Source organism: Micromonospora sp. NPDC000663 (assembly GCF_042898105.1).
In the GTDB taxonomy this organism is placed as follows: Bacteria; Actinomycetota; Actinomycetes; order Mycobacteriales; family Micromonosporaceae; genus Micromonospora.
Map to the genome: position 1 here is coordinate 67,508 of NZ_JBIAYR010000009.1, position 19,265 is coordinate 86,772.

21 protein-coding genes are annotated in these 19,265 nt (G+C 71.5%); 9 read left to right on the forward strand and 12 right to left on the reverse strand.

The genetic code is table 11. From position 1 onward, the window contains the following. Positions 1–41: 41 nt before the first annotated feature. The 3 genes from ACFY1S_RS24520 to ACFY1S_RS24530 form a co-directional block, all read right to left on the reverse strand. Positions 42–692: an HAD family hydrolase gene (locus tag ACFY1S_RS24520; RefSeq protein WP_387122631.1), complete on the reverse strand. Its 651-nt coding sequence runs from the start codon at positions 690–692 to the stop codon at positions 42–44. A gap of 122 nt (positions 693–814) precedes the next feature. Beyond that, positions 815–1,552 carry a neutral zinc metallopeptidase gene (locus ACFY1S_RS24525; RefSeq protein WP_387122297.1) on the reverse strand — a complete coding sequence of 246 codons (738 nt, stop codon included), beginning with the start codon at positions 1,550–1,552 and terminating at the stop codon, positions 815–817. A 286-nt stretch (positions 1,553–1,838) separates the two neighbouring features. Further along, entirely contained in the window at positions 1,839–2,042 is a 204-nt protein-coding gene (locus ACFY1S_RS24530; protein WP_387122300.1) for a hypothetical protein, read from the reverse strand. 138 nt (positions 2,043–2,180) lie between these two features. On the opposite strand from ACFY1S_RS24530, the gene ACFY1S_RS24535 reads away from it, so the two are divergent. Continuing rightward, the gene (locus tag ACFY1S_RS24535) at positions 2,181–2,582 is read left to right on the forward strand and encodes a YciI family protein (protein WP_387122303.1); all 402 of its coding nucleotides are present in this window, start codon (positions 2,181–2,183) and stop codon (positions 2,580–2,582) included. 3 nt (positions 2,583–2,585) lie between these two features. After that, positions 2,586–3,842: an RNA polymerase sigma factor gene (locus tag ACFY1S_RS24540; RefSeq protein ID WP_387122306.1), complete on the forward strand. Its 1,257-nt coding sequence runs from the start codon at positions 2,586–2,588 to the stop codon at positions 3,840–3,842. Positions 3,843–3,850: 8 nt separating this feature from the next. On the opposite strand, the gene ACFY1S_RS24545 is transcribed toward ACFY1S_RS24540, so the two are convergent. After that, positions 3,851–4,951 carry an ionic transporter y4hA gene (locus tag ACFY1S_RS24545; protein ID WP_364365405.1) on the reverse strand — a complete coding sequence of 367 codons (1,101 nt, stop codon included), beginning with the start codon at positions 4,949–4,951 and terminating at the stop codon, positions 3,851–3,853. A gap of 99 nt (positions 4,952–5,050) precedes the next feature. Here ACFY1S_RS24545 and ACFY1S_RS24550 point away from each other — a divergent pair, with 99 nt between their 5' ends. Together ACFY1S_RS24550 and ACFY1S_RS24555 are read left to right on the forward strand one after the other, a co-directional pair. After that, positions 5,051–5,413 (forward strand): metalloregulator ArsR/SmtB family transcription factor, encoded by a 363-nt coding sequence (locus ACFY1S_RS24550; protein ID WP_387122309.1) that lies wholly within the window; start codon positions 5,051–5,053, stop codon positions 5,411–5,413. After that, positions 5,410–5,913, forward strand: a complete 504-nt coding sequence (locus tag ACFY1S_RS24555) for an SRPBCC family protein (RefSeq protein ID WP_387122312.1) — start codon at positions 5,410–5,412, stop codon at positions 5,911–5,913. The genes ACFY1S_RS24550 and ACFY1S_RS24555 overlap by 4 nt, the downstream gene beginning before the upstream one ends. Positions 5,914–6,457: 544 nt before the next feature. On the opposite strand, the gene ACFY1S_RS24560 is transcribed toward ACFY1S_RS24555, so the two are convergent. Continuing rightward, positions 6,458–6,595 (reverse strand): hypothetical protein, encoded by a 138-nt coding sequence (locus ACFY1S_RS24560; RefSeq protein WP_387122314.1) that lies wholly within the window; start codon positions 6,593–6,595, stop codon positions 6,458–6,460. Positions 6,596–6,664: 69 nt separating this feature from the next. Between ACFY1S_RS24560 and ACFY1S_RS24565 the strand changes: the two genes are divergently transcribed. Beyond that, positions 6,665–7,408 (forward strand): SAM-dependent methyltransferase, encoded by a 744-nt coding sequence (locus ACFY1S_RS24565; protein ID WP_387122317.1) that lies wholly within the window; start codon positions 6,665–6,667, stop codon positions 7,406–7,408. On the opposite strand, the gene ACFY1S_RS24570 is transcribed toward ACFY1S_RS24565, so the two are convergent. The 3 genes from ACFY1S_RS24570 to ACFY1S_RS24580 all read right to left on the reverse strand — a co-directional run bounded on the left by ACFY1S_RS24570 (position 7,387) and on the right by ACFY1S_RS24580 (position 10,519). Then, positions 7,387–8,304 (reverse strand): phosphatase PAP2 family protein, encoded by a 918-nt coding sequence (locus ACFY1S_RS24570; protein ID WP_387122320.1) that lies wholly within the window; start codon positions 8,302–8,304, stop codon positions 7,387–7,389. The genes ACFY1S_RS24565 and ACFY1S_RS24570 overlap by 22 nt on opposite strands. 104 nt (positions 8,305–8,408) lie before the next feature. Further along, positions 8,409–10,049, reverse strand: coding sequence for an MDR family MFS transporter (locus ACFY1S_RS24575; RefSeq protein ID WP_387122323.1), 1,641 nt, complete (start codon positions 10,047–10,049; stop codon positions 8,409–8,411). Continuing rightward, on the reverse strand, positions 10,046–10,519 hold the full coding sequence (locus tag ACFY1S_RS24580) for a MarR family winged helix-turn-helix transcriptional regulator (RefSeq protein WP_387122326.1): 474 nt from the start codon (positions 10,517–10,519) through the stop codon (positions 10,046–10,048). The genes ACFY1S_RS24575 and ACFY1S_RS24580 overlap by 4 nt, the downstream gene beginning before the upstream one ends. Positions 10,520–10,627: 108 nt before the next feature. Between ACFY1S_RS24580 and ACFY1S_RS24585 the strand changes: the two genes are divergently transcribed. The 3 genes from ACFY1S_RS24585 (at position 10,628) to ACFY1S_RS24595 (ending at position 15,627) form a co-directional block, all read left to right on the forward strand. After that, positions 10,628–11,269: a TetR/AcrR family transcriptional regulator gene (locus ACFY1S_RS24585; RefSeq protein WP_387122329.1), complete on the forward strand. Its 642-nt coding sequence runs from the start codon at positions 10,628–10,630 to the stop codon at positions 11,267–11,269. Positions 11,270–11,523: 254 nt separating this feature from the next. Then, complete coding sequence (locus tag ACFY1S_RS24590; RefSeq protein WP_387122332.1) at positions 11,524–12,708, forward strand: ThuA domain-containing protein; 1,185 nt, start codon at positions 11,524–11,526, stop codon at positions 12,706–12,708. Between the two features lie 87 nt (positions 12,709–12,795). Continuing rightward, entirely contained in the window at positions 12,796–15,627 is a 2,832-nt protein-coding gene (locus tag ACFY1S_RS24595; RefSeq protein WP_387122335.1) for a PQQ-dependent sugar dehydrogenase, read from the forward strand. Positions 15,628–15,707: 80 nt separating this feature from the next. On the opposite strand, the gene ACFY1S_RS24600 is transcribed toward ACFY1S_RS24595, so the two are convergent. From ACFY1S_RS24600 to ACFY1S_RS24610, 3 genes are all read right to left on the reverse strand, one after another. After that, positions 15,708–16,652 (reverse strand): acyltransferase domain-containing protein, encoded by a 945-nt coding sequence (locus tag ACFY1S_RS24600; protein WP_387122337.1) that lies wholly within the window; start codon positions 16,650–16,652, stop codon positions 15,708–15,710. Positions 16,653–16,699: 47 nt separating this feature from the next. Beyond that, the gene (locus tag ACFY1S_RS24605) at positions 16,700–17,284 is read right to left on the reverse strand and encodes a hypothetical protein (protein WP_387122339.1); all 585 of its coding nucleotides are present in this window, start codon (positions 17,282–17,284) and stop codon (positions 16,700–16,702) included. A gap of 70 nt (positions 17,285–17,354) precedes the next feature. Next, a complete protein-coding gene (locus ACFY1S_RS24610; RefSeq protein WP_364365439.1) occupies positions 17,355–17,783 on the reverse strand; it encodes a VOC family protein in 429 nt (142 codons plus the stop codon). 119 nt (positions 17,784–17,902) lie between these two features. Between ACFY1S_RS24610 and ACFY1S_RS24615 the strand changes: the two genes are divergently transcribed. Continuing rightward, complete coding sequence (locus tag ACFY1S_RS24615) at positions 17,903–18,814, forward strand: NAD-dependent epimerase/dehydratase family protein (RefSeq protein ID WP_387122342.1); 912 nt, start codon at positions 17,903–17,905, stop codon at positions 18,812–18,814. Positions 18,815–18,827: 13 nt separating this feature from the next. On the opposite strand, the gene ACFY1S_RS24620 is transcribed toward ACFY1S_RS24615, so the two are convergent. Then, positions 18,828–19,265, reverse strand: a complete 438-nt coding sequence (locus ACFY1S_RS24620; protein WP_387122345.1) for a GNAT family N-acetyltransferase — start codon at positions 19,263–19,265, stop codon at positions 18,828–18,830.

Sequence of the window (19,265 nt, forward strand, 5' to 3'; positions counted from 1 at the left end):
CAGTCGACAGGGGCCCCCGCGTCGCGGGGGCCCCTGTCGCGTCAGGCCACGGCCCGGTCGGTCAGCAGGGCCGCGAGAAACGCCACGTCCACGCCGGTCAGGCTCTCCACCTGGGGTACGCCGACGGTGCTCGCGAGTGCCACCTCCGCCGGTACGGCCAGCACCGCCGCACCGGAGGCGAGCGCGCTGGCCACGCCTGTCGCCGAGTCCTCGATCGCCACGCACCGCTCGATCGGCACACCCAGCAGGCGGGCGGCCGTCAGGTACGGCTCCGGGTGCGGTTTGGCCGCGACCACCTCGTCGCCGGCGACCACCGCGTCGAAGTTGTCCCGGCCGAGGGTGTCCAGGGCGATCTCGACAAGCGCCCGGGGGCTGGAGGTCACCAGCGCGGTGGGGATCCCCGCCGCGCGGACCGCCTCCAGCAGCGCGAACGCGCCGGGACGCCAGGGCAGCCCGGTGCGGAACAGCTCCAGGATCCGCTTGTTGATCCACGCGGCGCTGATCTCCGGGTCTCGTTCGGGCTGCCCCAGGTCGTCGTGCAGGATGCGCATCGAATCGGCCATGGCGGTGCCGACGATCGACCGGCGGGCGTCCTCGGAGAGCTCGCCGCCGTACTCCTCGGCGAGTTCCTGCAACGCGACGTCCCACAGCTTCTCGCTGTCGACGAGCGTGCCGTCCATGTCGAAGAGCACGGCGGCGGGGTGATGGCTGCTCAGCGGATCCTCCAGGGTCGTGGCCGACACCGGCGATCCTTCCAGCAGCACCGGCGGTAGGCGTCGGCAACGGCGGCCGGGGTGATCCGGGCAACGCCCGTTCAGCCCAGGTCGCACTCCGCCAGCGAGCGCTCGTAGCCACGGAAGAACATGTCGGTGCGCTGCTCGGCGGTGCCGTGCGCGCCCTCGGCGAACCACGGCTGGTCCGGGTCGTCGCCGACCGCCGCCAACCCCTCCCGGAACTCGTCCAGGTCGCCCTCGGCGAGGGTCAGGGCGCCCGAGCGTACCGAGTCGCCGAGGTACGCCCCTGCCATGCAGTCGGCCTGCAACTCCTGCTGGATGGTGAAGCTGTAGTTGATGCCGAGGCGCACCTGGATGCCGTGGGCGTACTCGTGCCCGAGCAGGTAGAACACGAAGGCGTCACCCACCTGCCGGAACGCCGCCACCGACCAGGCCACGTCGTACGCGATGAAGTCGCCCCGCGAGCAGTAGACGGCGTTGTTGCGCGGCAGCGCCTGCCCGCCGCAGGACACCTCGCCGGAGCGCTGGTACGGGATGATCCGGCGGATGGGTTCGAAGCGCTGCCCGGACTGCTTGAACTGGGCCGCCCAGTACCGCTCGGCGATGGCCTGCGCGTCGGCGACGTCCTGCTTGAACTCGGCGACGCTCGTGGTGCTGTCGGCCCGCGTGGCGCCGGGTGAGGCGGCAGGCGGGTTCGCCCCCGGGCGTTCAGCCTCCGGCTCGGCCAGCCCTCCGCCCGCGCAGGCGAGCGAGACCAGCGCGGCGATCAGCAGGCCCGCCAGCGGACCCCGGGCGTCGCGTCCTGACCGTGCGGTCACTGTGCCTCCCCAGACATCTGTCCTCGTGCTGCGCAGTACCCCGACGGTACGGTCGTCACGCCCGTCACCGGAGTTACGCACGGCGGCTGCCGCCCGGTTCACGCGCGGCCGGCTGACTGGCGCCGGGGGGCACAATGGCCCGGTCGGGTGGGGCGTGCGCCGGGGAGGTTCGATGCACGAGTTGGGCAGCCGGCTGCGACGTCAGCCAGCGCCGGCGCACTACGCCACCGCCTCAACTACCTGATCAACCACCGTCTGCGCCGCTCCTACGGCCAGTGACATCGGGTCAGCCGCTGGACTCCCGGCCGCGCTGCCACGTGCTCCCCTGCTCGCCGTGCCGCTCCGCCTCGTACCGCTGCTGCCGCGCGCGGGCGTCCCGCCCCGCCGCGCGGTCGTCGCCGAGCCCTGAGCGCCCGCGCCGCAGGACGGTCCCGAACGCCACACCCGCCGCCGCGACGACGACCCCGACCACCACCCAGACGGTCACCATGCCGGCAACCTATCCCCCGCCCGCAATCCCGACCCGCGACGATCGGTGGGCGAGGTGTGTCCGGGACGGGGACTGCGGCTTCGACGTCTCCTGTGTGGCGGGCGCCGGACGGCGGCTCGCGGACAGGAGGATGACCACATGAAGTACATGATTCTGCTCTATGGATCGCAGCGGGACTACGACGTGCTCTCGGGCCGGGCGACCGACCGGCCGGCGATGTCGGCCGAGCAGATCGCGGCCATGCACCAGCACATGGAGACGTTCCACCAGGCCCTCGCCGAGTCAGGAGAGCTTGTCGACGCCCAGGGGCTCAGCGAGCCGGTGCACGCCCGTCGGGTACGGGTGCGCGAGGGCGCGCCGGTGGTCACCGACGGCCCGTACCCGGAGACGCAGGAGGTCCTCGCCGGCTACACGATCGTGGAGTGCGCCAGCTTCGACCGGGCCACCGAGATCGCCGCCGGGCTGGTCGACCCGGACTCCCCCGGCGCGTACGTGGACGTGCGGCCGGTGCTGGACAGTGTCGAGGACCTGGGCGGCTGACAGGTGCCGCCGACGCCCGTCGAGGACCTGCTGCGCACGCTGGCGCCGCAGGTCCTCGGCGCGCTGGTCCGCCGCTACGGGCACTTCGACACCGCCGAGGACGCGGTGCAGGAGGCGCTGATCGCCGCCGCCGAGGGCTGGCCGCGCGACGGCGTACCGGACAGTCCCCGGGGCTGGTTGATCACCGTGGCGTCCCGCCGGTTGACCGACCTGCTGCGGCGTGAGCAGGCCCGCCGGCGTCGGGAGGACGCCGTGGCGCGGTGGGTGCTGCCCGAGCAGCGGCGCGCTCCGGCCGCCGACGGGCCACCTCCGGACGCCGACGACACGCTCATCCTGCTGTTCCTGTGCTGCCATCCGGCGCTGTCGCCGGCCTCGCAGATCGCGCTCACCCTGCGCGCGGTGGGCGGGCTGAGCACCGCCGAGGTGGCGCGGGCGTTCCTGGTGCCGGAGGCGACGATGACCCGGCGGATCAGTCGGGGCAAGCAGCGGATCCGCGACACCGGGCTACGGTTCGCGCCGCCCACCGACGCGGAGCGCGCCGACCGGCTGGCCGCCGTGCTGCACGTGTTGTACCTGGTCTTCACCGAGGGGTACGCGCGCACGGCCGGTCCCGGCCTGCTGCGTGCCGACCTGACCGCGGAGGCGATCCGGTTGACCCGCCTGGTGCACCGGCTGCTGCCCGACGATCCGGAGGTCACCGGGCTGCTCGCGTTGATGCTGCTCACCGACGCCCGCGCGCCGGCCCGGATCGGGCCCAACGGCGAGTTGGTGCCGATGGCCGAGCAGGACCGTGGCCGGTGGCGGGCCGACCAGATCGCCGAGGGGGTCGAGCTGATCAGCGGCGCGCTGCCGCGTGGGGTCGTCGGGCCGTACCAGCTCCAGGCGGCCATCGCGGCCGTGCACGACGAGGCGCCGAGCGCGGCGGCAACCGACTGGCCGCAGATCACCGCCCTGTACGAGGTGCTGCTGGGCATGTCCGGCAACCCGGTGGTGGCGCTGAACCACGCGGTGGCGGTGGCGATGAGCCGGGGCGCGGCCGCCGGGTTGGCGTTGCTGGCCGACCTGGCCGACGATCCCCGACTCGCCGAGGACCCGCGACTGCCGGCCGCCCGCGCCCACCTGTGGGAGCTGGTGGGTGAGCGGGTCGCGGCGCGCGAGGCGTACCGGATGGCGGCGTCGCGGTCGACGAACCTGGCGCAGCAGCGCTACCTGAACGCCCGCGCGGACCGGCTGGCCGACGGCCCGCCGGCCGACCGCTGAGCCGGCGGTCAGGGGCTGGCGGCCAGGAAGACGAACGCGGCCAGCAGCACCAGGTGCACGCCGCCCTGCAACACGTTGGCCCGGCCGGGCACGACGGTCAGCACGGCCGTCACCGCGGTGAGCGCGAGCAGCGCGAGCTGGGTGCCGCCGAGGCCGAGCAGGAGCGGGCCCTCCAACCAGATCGAGGCGATCGCTATCACCGGGATGGTCAGGCCGATGCTTGCCATCGCCGAGCCGAGCGCGAGGTTCAGGCTTATCTGCACCCGGTCGCGGCGGGCGGCGCGCGCGGCGGCGAGGGTCTCGGGCAGCAGCACGAGCAGGGCGATGATCACACCGACGAACGCGTGCGGCAGGTTCGCCGCCGCCACGCCGGCCTCGATGGTCGGCGAGATGGTCTTGGCGTCGCCCACCACCGCGACAAGCGCCACCAGCAGCAGGCCCAGGCTGGCCAGCGCGGCGCGGGTGGTGGGCGGCTTGGCGTGCTCCTCGGTCTCGATGACCTCGCCCCGACTGTCGACAGGCAGGAAGTAGTCACGGTGCCGCCCGGTCTGCACGAGCACGAACAGTCCGTACAGGGCCAGCGAGGCGACGGCGGCGAAGGTGAGCTGGGCCGGGCTGAACTCCGGGCCGGGCCGGGCGGTGGTGAAGGTCGGGATGACCAGACTCAGCGTGGCCAGGGTGATCACTGTCGCGAGGGCGCCGCCGGTGCCCTCGGGGTTGAACACCGCGACCCGCCGGCGCAACGCCCCGAGCAGCAGGGACAGACCGAGTATCCCGTTACAAGTGATCATGACGGCGGCGAAGACGGTGTCCCGGGCGAGTGACTGGGTCTTCTCCGGTCCGCTGATCATCAGCGTGACGATGAGGGCGACCTCGATCACGGTGACCGCGACGGCGAGCACCAGGGAGCCGTAGGGCTCCCCCACCCGGTGGGCGACGACCTCGGCGTGGTGCACGGCGGCGAGCACCGCCCCACCCAGCAGTGCGGCGACCACCACGACGACAGGACCGGGAAGTTCTCGTCCCCAGGTGACGAGCAGCATCAGTACCGCGAGCACGGGTACGGCGACGGTCCAGTCGGTCAGGCGGGATCGAAGCAGGGCTGGCATGCAGTCAAGAGTGCCAGGTCTCGTGATCATGTGCCCACAACGACGCAGCACGAAGAGCGACGACAGGCCAACCCGTAACCCATAGGTTACGCTTTCGGGGTGGACGAGGTGGCCACCGCGATCGCGGACCCGGTACGACGGCGCATCCTCACCCTGTTGCGCGACGAACCACTGGCGGCCGGCGACATCGCCCAGCGGTTCACGATCAGCCGGCCCGCCATCAGCAGGCACCTGCGGGTGCTGCGCGAGAGCGGCCTGGTGCACGACGAGCTGGTCGGTAGGCAGAGGATCTACCGGCTCGACCCGGGCCCACTCGCGCCGCTTGTCGACTGGCTCACCGGGCTCGTCGCCACCGACAGGTGGGAGCGGCACCTCGACGCGTTGGAGACCGAGGTCTATCGAACCCGCCGAGAACGTCGCAGTAGCGGCCCGGCGGAGCACCGAAGGGAGCACACGGCATGACCCGCACACCCGCCGGACGCCTGTTCCGCACCGCCACCGGCCACGATCTCGTCCTGACCCGTACGTTCCGCGCGCCGGCCGCCGACGTGTGGGCCAGCCTCACCGAGCCGGAGCGCACGGCCCGCTGGTTCGGCCCGTGGGAGGGCGACGCCGCACCCGGTCGGACCATCCGGGTCCAGATGGCGTACGAGGAGCAGCAGCCCTGGTGCGACATACGCATCGACGCGTGCGAGCCGGGTCGCCGCCTGGCCGTGTCGACGACCGACGACTTCGGCACCTGGCTGCTGGAGCTGTCACTGACCGAGGCCGACGGCACCACCGAGCTGCGCTTCGTGCAGCACCTCGACACCGTGGAGGGCATCGGCGAGGTGGGCGCCGGCTGGGAGTACTACCTGGACATGCTTGTCGCCTCGCGGGACGGCTCGTCCCGGCCCGAGTTCGACGAGTACCACCCGGCGATGCAGCCCTACTACCAGGAGCTGGCCGCCGCCGCCGGCTAGTACTGCCTGGGATGTTCGTCGCGGCGGCGATCAGCTGCCGGGCCACGGCTGGTTTCGCAAGCGCCACCAGCAGGCGGCCAGGGCACCGGCCACAGTGGAACCCGCCGGACGCGAGAGGAGCCGACCTCAGGTTAGGATGCCACGGACTTCTCTGTTCCATACAACCACAAAAGGGACGGCACGGTGCGGCGGAAAATCGCGAGCGCGGTTCTGGCAACGACGATGCTTACCGGCGTCCTTGTCGGCGGGACGGCAACGTCCGCGTCGGCGGGCGCGGGCTACAAGGGCGGGTACCCAACCCTGGATGCCTGCACGGCGGCCAGGTTGGACCTGGCTTGGGTCATGGGCTACGGCACCTATCCCTGCAGGGTGACTGGCGGCCAGCACGGCACGAGTTACGGATTCATCTACTACTGGTGACAGCCCCTCCGACTCGACGGCCGCCACGGCAACGTCACTGGCGAAAGCCTGGCGGCCGTCGAGGACGACCCCGATCTTTCGGTGGTTCCCTCGGTGGCCCGCTGGAGCAGTTGTCGCCAGTGGTCTAGGCGGCGGTCGCCTGCCGCTCGGTGGCCCGGTTGACGAGGCTGGTGATGCCCAGGCCCTGCCGCAGCAACTCGTCGCCCTCCCACGAGCGCAGCTCACGGTCGGTGAAACCGCCTCCGTGCAGCGCCGGCCCCACCGGTCCTGCCGTACGGCGGGACGCCGGACCCGACGTGCGCCGCGGATCATGACTTGACACCCTCAACGGATGCAGGCAACCGACCACCTCGCCGCCAGCCGCTACGCGCGGATGCGCTGGAACACGCCCCTGTCCGAGGAGCACGCCGCGCTCCTGCTGCGCCGACTCGACGTACGACCCGGCGCGCGGGTGCTCGATCTGGGCTGCGGGTGGGGTGAGCTGCTGCTGCGGGCGGTCGCCGCCGGTGGCGTGTCGGGTCCGCTCGCCACCCGGGGCGTCGGTGTCGACACCGACGACGCCGCGCTCGCCAGGGGACGGCGGCTGGCCACCGGCCGGTCCCTGAACCGGCACGTCGCCTTCGTGATGGGTGAGGCGGCGGCCTGGCAGGAGCCCGCCGACCGGGTCCTGTGCGTCGGGTCGGCGCACGCCTTCGGTGGCACCGGCGCCGCACTGGAAGCGCTCGCCGACGTGGTCCGACCGGGAGGCCGGCTGCTGTTCGGCGACGCCTACTGGGAACACCCGCCGACCCCGCAGGTCGAGCAGATCTTCGGAACCGGGATCACGGAGCTGCCCGGCCTCGTCGAGGCCGCCCGGGAACGCGGCTGGCGGGTGCTGCACCTGAGCACCGCCGACCAGCGCGAGTGGGACGACTTCGAGTCCACCTGGCTCGCGGGACGGCAGGAGTGGCTGCTGACGTACCCGGAGGATCCCCGGGCGGCGCAGGTCCGCGCGGAACTCGACGACCGGCTGCGCCAGTACGTCGGCGGGTACCGCGGGGTCGTCGGTCTCGCCTACCTCGTCCTCGGTCGCTGACGGCCCCTGACACGTCGGGACCGAACGGCAGGTGACGGCGTTCTCACGAGGTCACAGGCGTCGGCTCGCCCGGGTGGGTGACCGGACGGCGCCTGCGGAGCCCGTACGCGCTGGCGGGGCCATCCGGCCGGGCACCGGGTCGGCGGGTGGGGTGGGCCGGTCGGCGGTGCGGGCCTGGGCAGGACGAGGCAGACGACGGCGAGCAACACGGCCGCGACGATGCCGTCGAGCCAGTAGTGGTTGCCAGTGGTCACGACGACAAGCAGGGTGACGAGCGGGTGCGCCAGCCACAGCCACCGCAGGCGCCCGCCGGTCACCGCGATGAGCGCGACGGCTACGGCGAGAGCCCAGCCGACGTGCAGGGAGGGCATGGCGGCGTACTGGTTGCTCAACGCGTCCGTGTCGGGCGGGCCGTAGACGGCGGGCCCGTAACGGCTGCCGGTGTCCACCATGCCGGTCAGGGCGGTCAGTCGCGGCGGTGCCAGCGGGACCAGGAAGTGCAGCGCCAGTGCCGCAGCGGTGAGCCCGGCGAGCATGCGGCGCGTCCAGAGATAACGCACGGGGTGTCGGACGTACAGCCAGATCAGACAGATGGCCGTGGCGGGGAAGTGCACGTACGCGTAGTAGCCGTTGGCCAGGTGCACCAGCAGCTCGTGGGAGAGCAGAGGACGCTGGAAGGCAGCCTCGTCGGGCAGGTGGAACAGGCGCTCGGTCCGCCAGATCCACTCCCCGTTTCCCACAGCGGTCGGCCCTCGGTCGGCGCCCGCCACCCGCGCCGCCTTGTAGATGAGGAACAGTGCGACGACGAGCCCCAGCTCACGCATGGCCCGGTGCAGTGCGGCGGCTCGCCGGGCGGGTGCCGCCGGACGCGCCGCTGGCAGCTCCGCGGTATCCACAGGCCCCTCGATTCGGTGACGTTCGCTCGTGTCGGCGCTGGCTGGACAGGCCGGGGCCGCCGCCGTCCTCGGACGGCGGCGGCCCCGGGTCGGACGGCCCGACGTCAGCGTCGGGGGGTCCCGTCAGGCGTGCTGTCGGCGCGCACCTGGTCGAAGGCGGGGGCGCCGTCGATCGCGTCGGCGCCGACTGCCGCCGACGTGGCGGCGTCCGGCAGGTCGAGGCTGGTCCGCAGGGTGATCGGCCTGAGCAGGAGCGCGGCGATGACGCCGACGACCCCGATCGCGGCGGAGATGAGGAAGATGTGCCCGGTGGCGTCGCCGTACGCGGCCCGGACGATCTCCTGGATCGGACCGGGCAGCGCGGTGATGTTGAGGTTGCTGCTGCCCTGCGAGCTGCCGGAGGTGGGGATCCCGGCGGCGGCGAGGTCGTGGGTGATCTGGTCGCTGACCCGGCGGGCGAGGACGGCGCCCAGCACGGAGACGCCGATGGTGCCGCCGAGCGACCGGAAGAACGCCACGCTGGAACTGGCCGCGCCGATGTCCTTGAGCGAGACCGTGTTCTGCACGGCGAGGACGAGGTTCTGCATGGTCATGCCGACGCCGACGCCGACTGTGAACATGGCGGCGCCGACCAGGACGAGCGACGTCTGGTGGTCGATGGTGCCGAGCAGGGCGAACCCGGCGACAAGCAGGATCGAGCCGACCACGATGTACGGTTTGATCTTTCCGCTCTTGGTGATCAGCCGGCCGGCGACGATCGAGGAGCCCAGGACACCCGCCATCATCGGGATGGTGAGCAGGCCTGCCTCCGTCGGGCTGTAACCGCGGCCGATCTGGAAGTACTGGCCGAGGAAGACGGCGCCGCCGAACATGGCCATGCCGACCGCGAGGCTGCCGAGGATGGCAAGCGCGGTGGTGTGCTGGCGCACGATGCCGAGCGGGACGACCGGCTCGGCGGCGCGCGACTCGACCCAGACCGCCAGCGCGAGCAGGACGAGCGTGCCGCCCACCATCGCCGCGGTCTGCCAGGAGACCCAGGCGAAGGAGCTGCCGACGAACGAGATCCAGATCAGCAGCAGGCTGACGCCGGCGGCGATCAGGCCGGCACCCAAGTAGTCGATCTTGACGTTCTCGCGCCGTACTGTCGGCAGGTGCAGGGTGGCCTGGAGCAGGAGCAGGGCGACGGCGGCCACCGGCACGCCGACGAAGAAGCACCAGCGCCAACCGAGCCAGGACGTGTCGACGATGAGGCCGCCGAGCAGCGGGCCGCCGACCGTCGCGACCGCCATGACGCCACCGAGGTAGCCGTTGTAGCGGCCCCGCTCGCGCGGCGGGATCATGGCCGCGATCGCCACCTGGACGAGCGCCTGCAGACCACCGACCCCGATGCCCTGGAACGCGCGGGCGGCGATGAGCTGGCCCGCGCTCTGCGAGAAGCCGGCGACGACCGAGCCCAGCAGGAAGACCACGATGGCGATCTGGATGAGGGCCTTCTTGTTGAACAGGTCGGCCAGCTTGCCCCAGATCGGGGTGGTCGCCGTCGCGGTGAGCAGGGTCGCGGTGACCACCCAGGTGTACTGGGTCTGCGAGCCGTTCAGCGAACCGATGATCTTCGGCAGCGCGGTGGAGACGACAGTGCTGCTCAGCATCGCGACGAACAGCACCAGCAGCAGGCCACTGAGCGCTTCCAGTGTCCGCCGATGGGTCATCGGCTCAGCGCCGGCCGTGATGGTGGGTGCGCTCATCGCGCGGCCTCCAGGTTGTCGTTGTCGTTGTTTCCGAGGGCGACCTCGATGTCGCCGGTGAACCGGCCGAGGGCGGAGCTCAGCGCCGCCACCTCGCCGGGAGTCCAGTCGGCGAGCGCGCGTTCGAGCACGTCGCCGTACCAGCGGTGGCTGTCGGCCAGGGCGGCACGGCCGGTCGGGGTGACCGCCAGGAAGGTCGCCCGCTTGTCGGTCGGGTCCGGCCTCCGCTCGACCAGGCCCTGCGCGACGAGCGCCGCGACCGAGCGGCTGACTGTCGACGCGTCCAGCCGGGTCCGCTCGGCCAGGTCGCGGGCGTGGCAGTCGCTGGAGAGCTGGTCGATCTGCACGAGCATGCCGAGCATGCCCGGCGGGATGACCGGGCGTTCGTCGGCCCGGCGCTGCTTCAACAGTCGAACCGTTCTGACCAGGTCGTACAGGCGGAGGCTGAGTTCCCGAGCGTCGCTTTCCACGTCTGCTCCCACAGGAGTTTGGTTGCCTCAAGCAAGCATTCACCGATCTTGCCCGTTAGGCAAGTTTGCTCATTGAGAACTCGCTCACCCGCACGTACCCTCGGTGCGATGGACGTGACGACCGGCCTGCGGGAGCGCAAGAAGGCGGCCACCCGCCTCGCCCTGCACGAGGCGGCCCTGCGCCTCGCCGCCGACGAGGGAATCGACGCGGTGACGGTCGAGGCGATAGCGGACGCCGCGAACGTCTCCCGGCGGACCTTCTCCAACTACTTCTCCAGCAAGGAGCAGGCCCTCTTCCACGGCGACACCATGCGCCTGCACCGGCTGTTGCAGCTGATCCGGGAACAGCCCGTCGACGAGGAGCCATGGACCGTCCTGAGCCGGGCGGCCGAGGGCCTCACCGAGGAGGTTTTCGGCGGTTCTGACGCTTCCTGGCTGACCCAGCGCCGCAAGCTGCGCGGGCACCCCGGCCTGGCCCCACACCAGGTGGCGGCGTACGCCGCGATCGAGCGCGAGCTGGCCGCGGAACTCGCCCACCGGCTCACCGGCGGCGACGTGGCACTGCGATCCCGGGTCCTGGCCGCGACCTTCCTGGCCATCCTGCGGGTCGCCCTGCAGTACTGGATCGATCACCCGGGCGACCCGATGGCGGAGACGGTCCGGACCGCACTCCTCGCGGCCGCCCCCGCGGCGACCACCGGGGGCCACCGGACAGGCAGCGGCACCCGGCGCGCCGGCCTCCCAGGCTGAGGAGTCGCGGAACGCCGTCCAGTGGGTGGTAAGCCGACGGGCGCGGCCTTGACGCACCGCAGACATCGGAGGTTTACTGCGTCAGCGATACAAGTCGATGCGTCAGGTCCGTCCACACTGGCGGGTCGCGCTCGTCGCCTTCCCGCAGCACCTCAGCCGAGCATCGGCGGCCCGGCTTCCGCACCACCGCCACCGTGACCTCCGGCGTGCCCGTACGCACCGCCGGGGTCGACGCTCAGCTAAGGAGCACCCCCATGCGTTCCCGTCCCCGACTGCTGGCACTCGTCACCGGCCTCGCCGTGATGCTGGCCAGCCTGGTAGCCCTCCCCGCGCCGGCCTCGGCCGCGCCGCTGACCAAGGTCCTGGTGTTCAGCAAGACCGCCGGTTTCCGGCACTCGTCCATCCCGAACGGCATCGCCGCGATCCAGCAACTCGGCTCGGCCAACGGCTTCACCGTCACCGCCACCGAGGACGCCGCCCAGTTCACCACCTCCAACCTGGCCCAGTACCAGGCGGTGGTCTTCCTGTCGACGACTGGCGACGTGCTCGACGCCAACCAGCAGACGGCCTTCGAGTCGTACATCGCCGCAGGTGGCGGGTACGTGGGCGTGCACGCCGCCGCCGACACCGAGTACAGCTGGCCGTGGTACGGCTCGCTGGTCGGCGCCTGGTTCGACTCGCACCCGGCGATCCAGACCGCGACCGTGAAGATCGAGGACACGACAAACCCGTCGACCGCTCACCTCGGCACCACCTGGGTCCGCTCCGACGAGTGGTACAACTACCGCACCAACCCCCGCTCCAGCGCGCGGGTCCTGGCCAGCCTCGACGAGTCGTCGTACAGCGGCGGCACCATGAACGGCGACCACCCCATCACCTGGTGCAAGGCGTACGGCGGCGGGCGGGCGTGGTACACGGGCCTCGGGCACACCGAGGCGTCGTACACCGATCCGAAGTTCACCCAGATGCTGCTCGGCGGCCTGCGCGTCGCGGCGGGCGCCGTCACTGCCGACTGCTCGCCCCGCACCACCACCCCGCCGCCCACCACCAGCGGCTCCACCCTGCGGGCCCGGGCCAACAACCAGTTCGTCAGCGCGCCCAACTCCACCACCCCGCTGATCGCCAACCGGGCCACCGCCGGCACCACCGAGCGGTTCGACCTGGTCGACCTCGGCAACGGCAACGTGGCGCTGCGCGCCAAGGGCAACGGCCAGTACGTCGCCGCCGAGAACGCCGGCGCCGCCGCGCTGATCGCCAACCGGGCCACAGCCGGCGCGTGGGAGACCTTCCAGCTGGTCCGTAACTCCGACGGCACGGTCAGCCTGCGGGCCACCGTGAACAGCCGCTACGTGGCAGCCGAGAACGCGGGCGCGTCCGCGCTGATCGCCAACCGGACCTCCATCGGGCAGTGGGAGAAGTTCGACCTCGTCACCAACTGACCGGGCACCGCTCCACCGCACGCCACCCCTTCGCGGCCGTGGTGCGTGCCCGCACGCCCGGCCCCCGATCGTCGAGGAAGGACGATCATGCTCTCGTACCCCCGGCGCTGGTCCCGGGCCCTCGTCGCGGCGCTCACCGCCGCCGCGAGCGTGACCCTGGCCGTTGCCGCACCGTCCCCCGCCCAGGCGGTGGTCATTCCCGCCTCCGACTACCAGCAGGTCAAGCTCGCCACCGGCTCGGCGGAGCTGGGCGAGGCCATGTCCCTGGCCGTCCTGCCCAACCGCTCGGTGCTGCACACCGCCCGCAACGGTGTCCTGCGGGTCACCGACGTGGCAGGCAACACCAGGGTCTCCGGCACCCTGTCCGTCTACACCCACGACGAGGAGGGGTTGCAGGGCGTCGCCGTCGACCCCAACTTCGCCACCAACAGGTGGATCTACCTGTACTACTCCCCCACGTTGAGCACCCCGTCCGGGGACGCCCCGACCACCGGATCGCAGTCCGACTGGGACCGGTGGAAGGGGCACCTGCGGCTGTCCCGGTTCACCCTCAACAGCGACGACACGCTCAACCTGGGCAGTGAGAAGATCGTGCTCCAGGTCGCAAACGACCGGGGGCAGTGCTGCCACGTGGGCGGTGACCTGGACTTCGACGCCGCCGGCAACCTGTACCTGACCACCGGCGACGACACCAACCCGTTCGAGTCCTCCGGGTACGCGCCGCTTGACGAGCGGACCAACCGCAATCCACAGTTCGACGCCCAGCGCTCGGCGGGCAACACCAACGACCTGCGCGGCAAGGTGCTGCGGATCAAGCCGCAGGCGGAGGGCACGTACACGATCCCGTCGGGCAACCTGTTCGCGCCCGGCACCGCCAACACCCGCCCGGAGATCTACGCGATGGGTATGCGCAACCCGTTCCGGATGAGCGTGGACAAGGCGACAGGCGTCGTCTACGTCGGCGACTACGGCCCGGACGCGGGGAGCACCAACTCCAGCCGGGGTCCGTCGGGTCAGGTGGAGTTCAACCGCATCACGGCACCCGGCAACTTCGGCTGGCCGTACTGCACAGGAAGCAACACGAGCACGGAAACATACAATGAATACACGTTCCCGTCCGGGCCGTCGCAGTCGAAGTACAACTGCACGGGCGGGCCGACGAACAACTCGTTCCGCAACACCGGGCTCGGCACGCTGCCCGCGGCGAAGCCGGCCTGGATCAAGTACGCGGGCGACTCCGGCTCACCGTCGGAGTTCGGCAGCGGCTCCGAGTCGCCGATGGCCGGGCCGGTCTACCGGTACGACGCGTCGCTCAACTCCAGCATCAAGTTCCCGGCGTCGCTGAACGGCCAGTTCTTCGCCGGCGAGTACGGCCGCCGCTGGATCAAGCCCATCGCCATCAACGCCGACGGCTCCCGCGGGGAGATCTCCAGCTTCCCGTGGAGCGGCACCCAGGTCATGGACATGGCCTTCGGCCCCGACGGCGCCCTGTACGTGCTCGACTACGGCACCGGCTCGAACAACCAGGCGCTGTTCCGGATCGAGTACATCGGCGGCGGTAACCGCAGCCCCATCGCTGTCGCCTCGGCGAACCCCATGTCGGGCGCCAACCCGCTGACCGTCAACTTCTCGTCGGCCGGCAGCTCCGACCCCGAGGGTGGGGCGCTGAGCTACCTGTGGACCTTCGGCGACGGCACCACGTCGACAGCCGCGAACCCCACGAAGACGTACACCACGAACGGCACCTACTCCCCCACGTTGAAGGTCACCGACCCGACCGGCCTGTCCGGCACGGCGAGCCTGGTCATCACCGTGGGCAACACGGCCCCGACGGTGACGCTCACCGCGCCCGCCGACGGGCAGCTGTTCAGCTTCGGTGACACCGTGCCGTACCAGATCAGCGTCAGCGACCCGCAGGACGGCACGATCGACTGTTCCAAGGTCAGCCTGACGTACGCGCTGGGCCACGACAGTCACGCCCACCAGATCACCTCGAAGAACGGGTGCAGCGGCTCGATTACCGTCCCGACCGACGGGGAACACGACTCGGCGGCCAACATCTACGGGGTCTTCGACGCCGCGTACACCGACAACGGTGGGCTCACCACGCACAGCATCCGGACGTTGCAGCCGAAGCACCGCCAGGGTGAGCACTTCGGCGCCCAGTCGGGTGTCCAGGCCACCGACCACACGAGCGCCGAGGGTGGCCGCACCGCCGGTTTCATCGAGAACAACGACTGGATCTCGTACCAGCCGTACAACCTGGCCAACGCCAACCGCGTCACCGTGCGGGCGTCGTCGGCAGGTGCCGGCGGCACCGTCGAGGTGCGGGCCGGTTCGCCGACCGGCACGCTGCTGGGCACCGTCACGGTGCCGGTGACCGGGAACTGGGAGACCTTCACCGAGGTGTCCGGCGCCATCAGCAACCCGCCCGCCGCGGCCACCACGCTGTACCTGGTGTTCAAGGGCGGGTCCGGGTACCTGTTCGACGTCGACGCGTTCACCTTCACCACGGGCACCAGCACCCCGCCGACCGGTGGGATCACCCTGCGGGCGCAGGTGAACAGCCAGTACGTCTCGGCCGTCGGCACGAACCCGCTGATCGCCAACAAGGCCACAGTCACCTCCACCGAGCAGTTCGACCGGGTGGACGCCGGCAACGGCACCATCGCCCTGCGGTCGCGTGCCAACGGGCTGTACGTCTGCGCCGAGAACGCCGGCGCGGAACCGCTCGTCGCGAACCGCACGACCGTCGGAGCGTGGGAGACCTTCCAGCTCATCACGAACTCCGACGGGACGGTCAGCCTGCGCGCCACTGTCAACAGCCAGATCGTGGCCGCCGAGAACGCCGGTGCGGGATCCCTGATCGCCAACCGCACCACTGTCGGAGCCTGGGAGAGGTTCACGCTCACCGGTTGACGCGGGTGGTGGGTCCGGCCCGCCCTGGTCGGCGGCCGGACCGGACCCACCGAACCGTCGGCTGTCGCTGTGCCGGGCGGCTAGATTGGGAAGCGGCCGTGCCGCCACTGCCAGTGGCGGCCGGCCTTCAGGTGGTCGACGACCGCGCGTTCCAGCACGGTACGGCGGGGCAGCTCGTCGAGCGGAGTGCTCAGGGTACGGAACACGAAACGCAGCACCTCGACGTCGGCGTCCGGCCCCTCCTTCTCGTCGTAGGGCGTCAGCTCGAACCGCCGCTGGAACCGGGCGATGTTGGAGTCCGCCGGCAGATATTCCAGCAACTGCGGGTCGAGCAGCCACGAGCCGCAGGAGAACTCCTCGTAGCGCTCGTCGGGAAAGTGGCGGGGGAAGAACGCGCGGGCCTCGTCGAGCGACGCGTCGATCGCGGCGGGGGTCAACGGCCCCGCATCAGGGACGTGCAGGGCGAGGGTGGCGCCGCCACGGTGGTGCTGCAACCGGCCCAGCTCGTAGACGCTGCCGCGGACGTGCAGCGTCAGCCAGCTCTGCATGACCGGCCAGCCCTCGCCGCGCATCCGCCTGTCGACGGCGAGGTTGCGGCCCAGATCCGCGAGGCTGAGCCACGACACCGCGTCGGGGACGTCGTGGTCGCGGTGGTACGCCCGGGCGACGTCGACCAGGGCCAGGTACGCGTACACGTAGAGGTGCCGCCAGGCGGGGCCCCGGTCACGGGGCAGCTCCGGACCGGGCGGCAGCCAGTCCGCACCCCCGAGATCGGCGCGGACCAGGGCGATCGAGCGGTCGAGCAGCCAGCGCAGCTCAGGCGTCCACAGTGGAGAGTCGGCGTCGGGCCAGCCCGCCATGATCTCGGCGGCGTCGTCAGGTGGCACGGCGAGCCGGTCGAGAATCGCGGGCGCGTCGGCCCGGGCGGGAAGCGGCGCCGACGGCCGGTCGCCGGCGATCTGGTGCACCCGCTCGACGTCCTCGACGGGTACGCCGAGCCGGGCGGCGGTGTCATGCAGATCCACGTCGCCGACCCTACCGGCGCCGGCATGGCCGGTGGGTGCCCGGGATTTCAGGAGTCGGCAGGCACCCCGGCGTCGAGCTGGCCGATCATCGGCGCGAGAAGGTCGTTGAGTTCCCGGGCCAGCACCACGACCGCCCGTCGTGCCGCGGAGGTGACGTCGTCGTCCGGACCGGCGGGTGCCGGCGGCAGGTCGTGGAGCGGGACCGGCGCCTCCACCTGGAGCAGGGCGCGCAGATGGGGGCGGCGCGTGTGGTCCTGCTCGGTGGGTGTGGTGAACTGCCCGAACAGCTGGGGCCAGTCGTGCCAGCCCCGGTCGCGCTGCCACTGCCTGGTCCAAGTCAACTCGGCAGGCCAGCGGGACGCCACGGTCACCGCGCAGACCATGCTGCCGTCCCACGGGCTGCGCGCGCAGGACGCCGAGATGATCCGCCGGTGCCAGCGGACGAACCCGGGCGACAGCTCGCTGGCCACCCGCCAGGCCGTCGCCGCGAACGCGACGGGCGCGATGTCGTCCCACGTGTCGGCGAACTCGTCGATCCGCCGAAGCACCTCGGCCTCGTACCGGCCCCGCCCGCCGTCGCCGTGCTCGCGGTCGAACTGCTCGTCCAGCCAGAAGGCGCGCGGCTCAGGCATCCTCGACCCCGTTTCACGGCGATGGTGTGCACCACAGTCGAACCTATGCCATCTGCGGAGGCGCCGACGACTACCCCACGAAAATGCAGAACGGGTGACCGGCCGGGTCGGCGTACACGCGCAGCGGCTCGTCGGGGTCCTCGATGCGGTCGTACCGCAGCCGGCCGCCGAGGCGTAGCACGCGCTCGTGCTGGACCAGCAGCTCCTCGACGGATCCCACTGTCATGTCCAGGTGCAGCTGCTGCGGCACGTCGTTCTTCGGCCACGTCGCCTCCGGCAGGTGGTCGACCTGCTGGAACGCCATCTGCGGGCCGCCGCCGGGAGACCTCAGCACCAGCCAGTCCCGACCGCGCTCGTCGGGTTGCCCGTCCGCCGGCGGCTCGTCGCCGGGCCGGTAGACGAAGCCCATCAGCTGTCGGTAGAACTCGGCCGACTCCCTCGCGTCGGTGCAGTCGAGCACCACCGAACAGAGCTTGGGCACGCTCTCCTGGTCGACCATCCTCGATCACCTCCGGACGCCATTCTGGCCGCGTCGGGCCGCCGCCGCATCCGCAGCGGCTCCGTCAGGCGGCGACGATGTGACTTGCAAGCAACCGGCTCAGCAGTGGACGATTCAGCGTGCGAGTTCTCGTGGTGGGCGGCAGCGGTCTGATCGGCGTGCACGTCGTGAACGTACTGCGCGAGCACGGCCACGCCGCGACCACAGTGGCGCGCACCGCCCGGCCGGGTGTCGATCACCTGATGGATGTCGACTCCGCGGCGGTCGAGGACCTGCGACAGTTGCTCGCCGGCCACGACGGCGTCGTGTACGCCACCCGCACCGACGAGCAGCGCCCGCTGCCCAAGCCGATCTATCCGCGGTTCCGCCGCGACAACGTCGACCCGGTGGTGCGCCTTCTCACCGCCGCCCGCGAGGAGGGTCTCACCCGGGGCGTGCTGATGGGCTCGTACTACACCTACTTCGACAGGCTGCGTCCGCAGTGGCGGCTCACCGAACGTCACACGTACATCAGGTGCCGGGTCGAGCAGGCGCGCGAGGGTCGGGCGGCGGCCGGCGACGACCTGCCTGTCGCCGTCCTCGAACTGCCCTTCGTCTTCGGTCGGGCCGGTGACCGGCTCCCGAACTGGGCGGGCCCGCTGGACCGGTGGGCGCGCTCGCGTACCCCCTTGGTCGCCCCCAGCGGCGGGACCGCCGCCGCCTCGGCGCGCAGCGTGGCCGAGATCGCGGTGGACGCCCTGGAACAGGGCCGTGGCGACGATATTCCGGTGGCCGACGAGAACCTCGCCTGGGCCGACATGATCGGCCGTATCGCCGAGGCGGTCGGTCGACGCCGCCGGGTGTCTCGCCTGCCGTCCGGCGCGGCGAAGGCCGCCCTGCGGTTCGGCGGCACGCTCCAGGGCCTCGGGGGCAAGGAGTCCGGCATCAACCCCAGCCACCTCGCCGACCTCCTGCTGGCCGACCTGTTCGTCGAGCCGACGACCGGTCGGTCCCTGGACGCGGCGCTGCGCGAGACCTTTCCCGCCGCCTAGCCGCGCGGTGCCGTCACGACGGACGCGCCAGGTACGCGGTCTTCGCGTCGGGCGAGAACCCGCAGGCCCGGTAGAAGGCGTGCGTCGACGGCGTGCGCGAACCCGTCATCAGCATCGCCTTGTAGCAGCCGGCATCCCACGCGGCCTGGAGCGTGCCGGCCATGATCTGCCTGCCCAGGCCGGTGCCCCGGCGCGACTGCTCCACGACGACGTTCTCGATGACCGCGTACGGCGAGGCCGACCGGCTGAGGTTCGGGATCACGTTGAGATACGTCGTGGCGACCACGACCCCGTCCAGTTCGAGGACGAAGAGACGCAGCCCCGGCGTGCTCAGGATCTGCTGGAAGGCCGCCGCGTCGGATCCGTCGTCGAGCACCGGGTCGTCCGGGTTGAGTTGGCGGTAGAGGCGGATGATCTGCTCGAAGTCGTCCGACCCGGCCTCGCGGAACAT

Coding starts and splice junctions, on each gene's coding strand:
- ACFY1S_RS24575 (WP_387122323.1), bottom strand. CDS start 10,049: ATGAGCGCACCCACCATCACGGCCGGCGCTGAGCCGATGACCCATCGG.
- ACFY1S_RS24610 (WP_364365439.1), bottom strand. CDS start 17,783: ATGGTCGACCAGGAGAGCGTGCCCAAGCTCTGTTCGGTGGTGCTCGAC.
- ACFY1S_RS24545 (WP_364365405.1), bottom strand. CDS start 4,951: ATGCCAGCCCTGCTTCGATCCCGCCTGACCGACTGGACCGTCGCCGTA.
- ACFY1S_RS24620 (WP_387122345.1), bottom strand. CDS start 19,265: ATGTTCCGCGAGGCCGGGTCGGACGACTTCGAGCAGATCATCCGCCTC.
- ACFY1S_RS24595 (WP_387122335.1), top strand. CDS start 12,796: ATGCTCTCGTACCCCCGGCGCTGGTCCCGGGCCCTCGTCGCGGCGCTC.
- ACFY1S_RS24590 (WP_387122332.1), top strand. CDS start 11,524: ATGCGTTCCCGTCCCCGACTGCTGGCACTCGTCACCGGCCTCGCCGTG.
- ACFY1S_RS24585 (WP_387122329.1), top strand. CDS start 10,628: ATGGACGTGACGACCGGCCTGCGGGAGCGCAAGAAGGCGGCCACCCGC.
- ACFY1S_RS24555 (WP_387122312.1), top strand. CDS start 5,410: ATGACCCGCACACCCGCCGGACGCCTGTTCCGCACCGCCACCGGCCAC.
- ACFY1S_RS24535 (WP_387122303.1), top strand. CDS start 2,181: ATGAAGTACATGATTCTGCTCTATGGATCGCAGCGGGACTACGACGTG.
- ACFY1S_RS24565 (WP_387122317.1), top strand. CDS start 6,665: ATGCAGGCAACCGACCACCTCGCCGCCAGCCGCTACGCGCGGATGCGC.
- ACFY1S_RS24530 (WP_387122300.1), bottom strand. CDS start 2,042: ATGGTGACCGTCTGGGTGGTGGTCGGGGTCGTCGTCGCGGCGGCGGGT.
- ACFY1S_RS24605 (WP_387122339.1), bottom strand. CDS start 17,284: ATGCCTGAGCCGCGCGCCTTCTGGCTGGACGAGCAGTTCGACCGCGAG.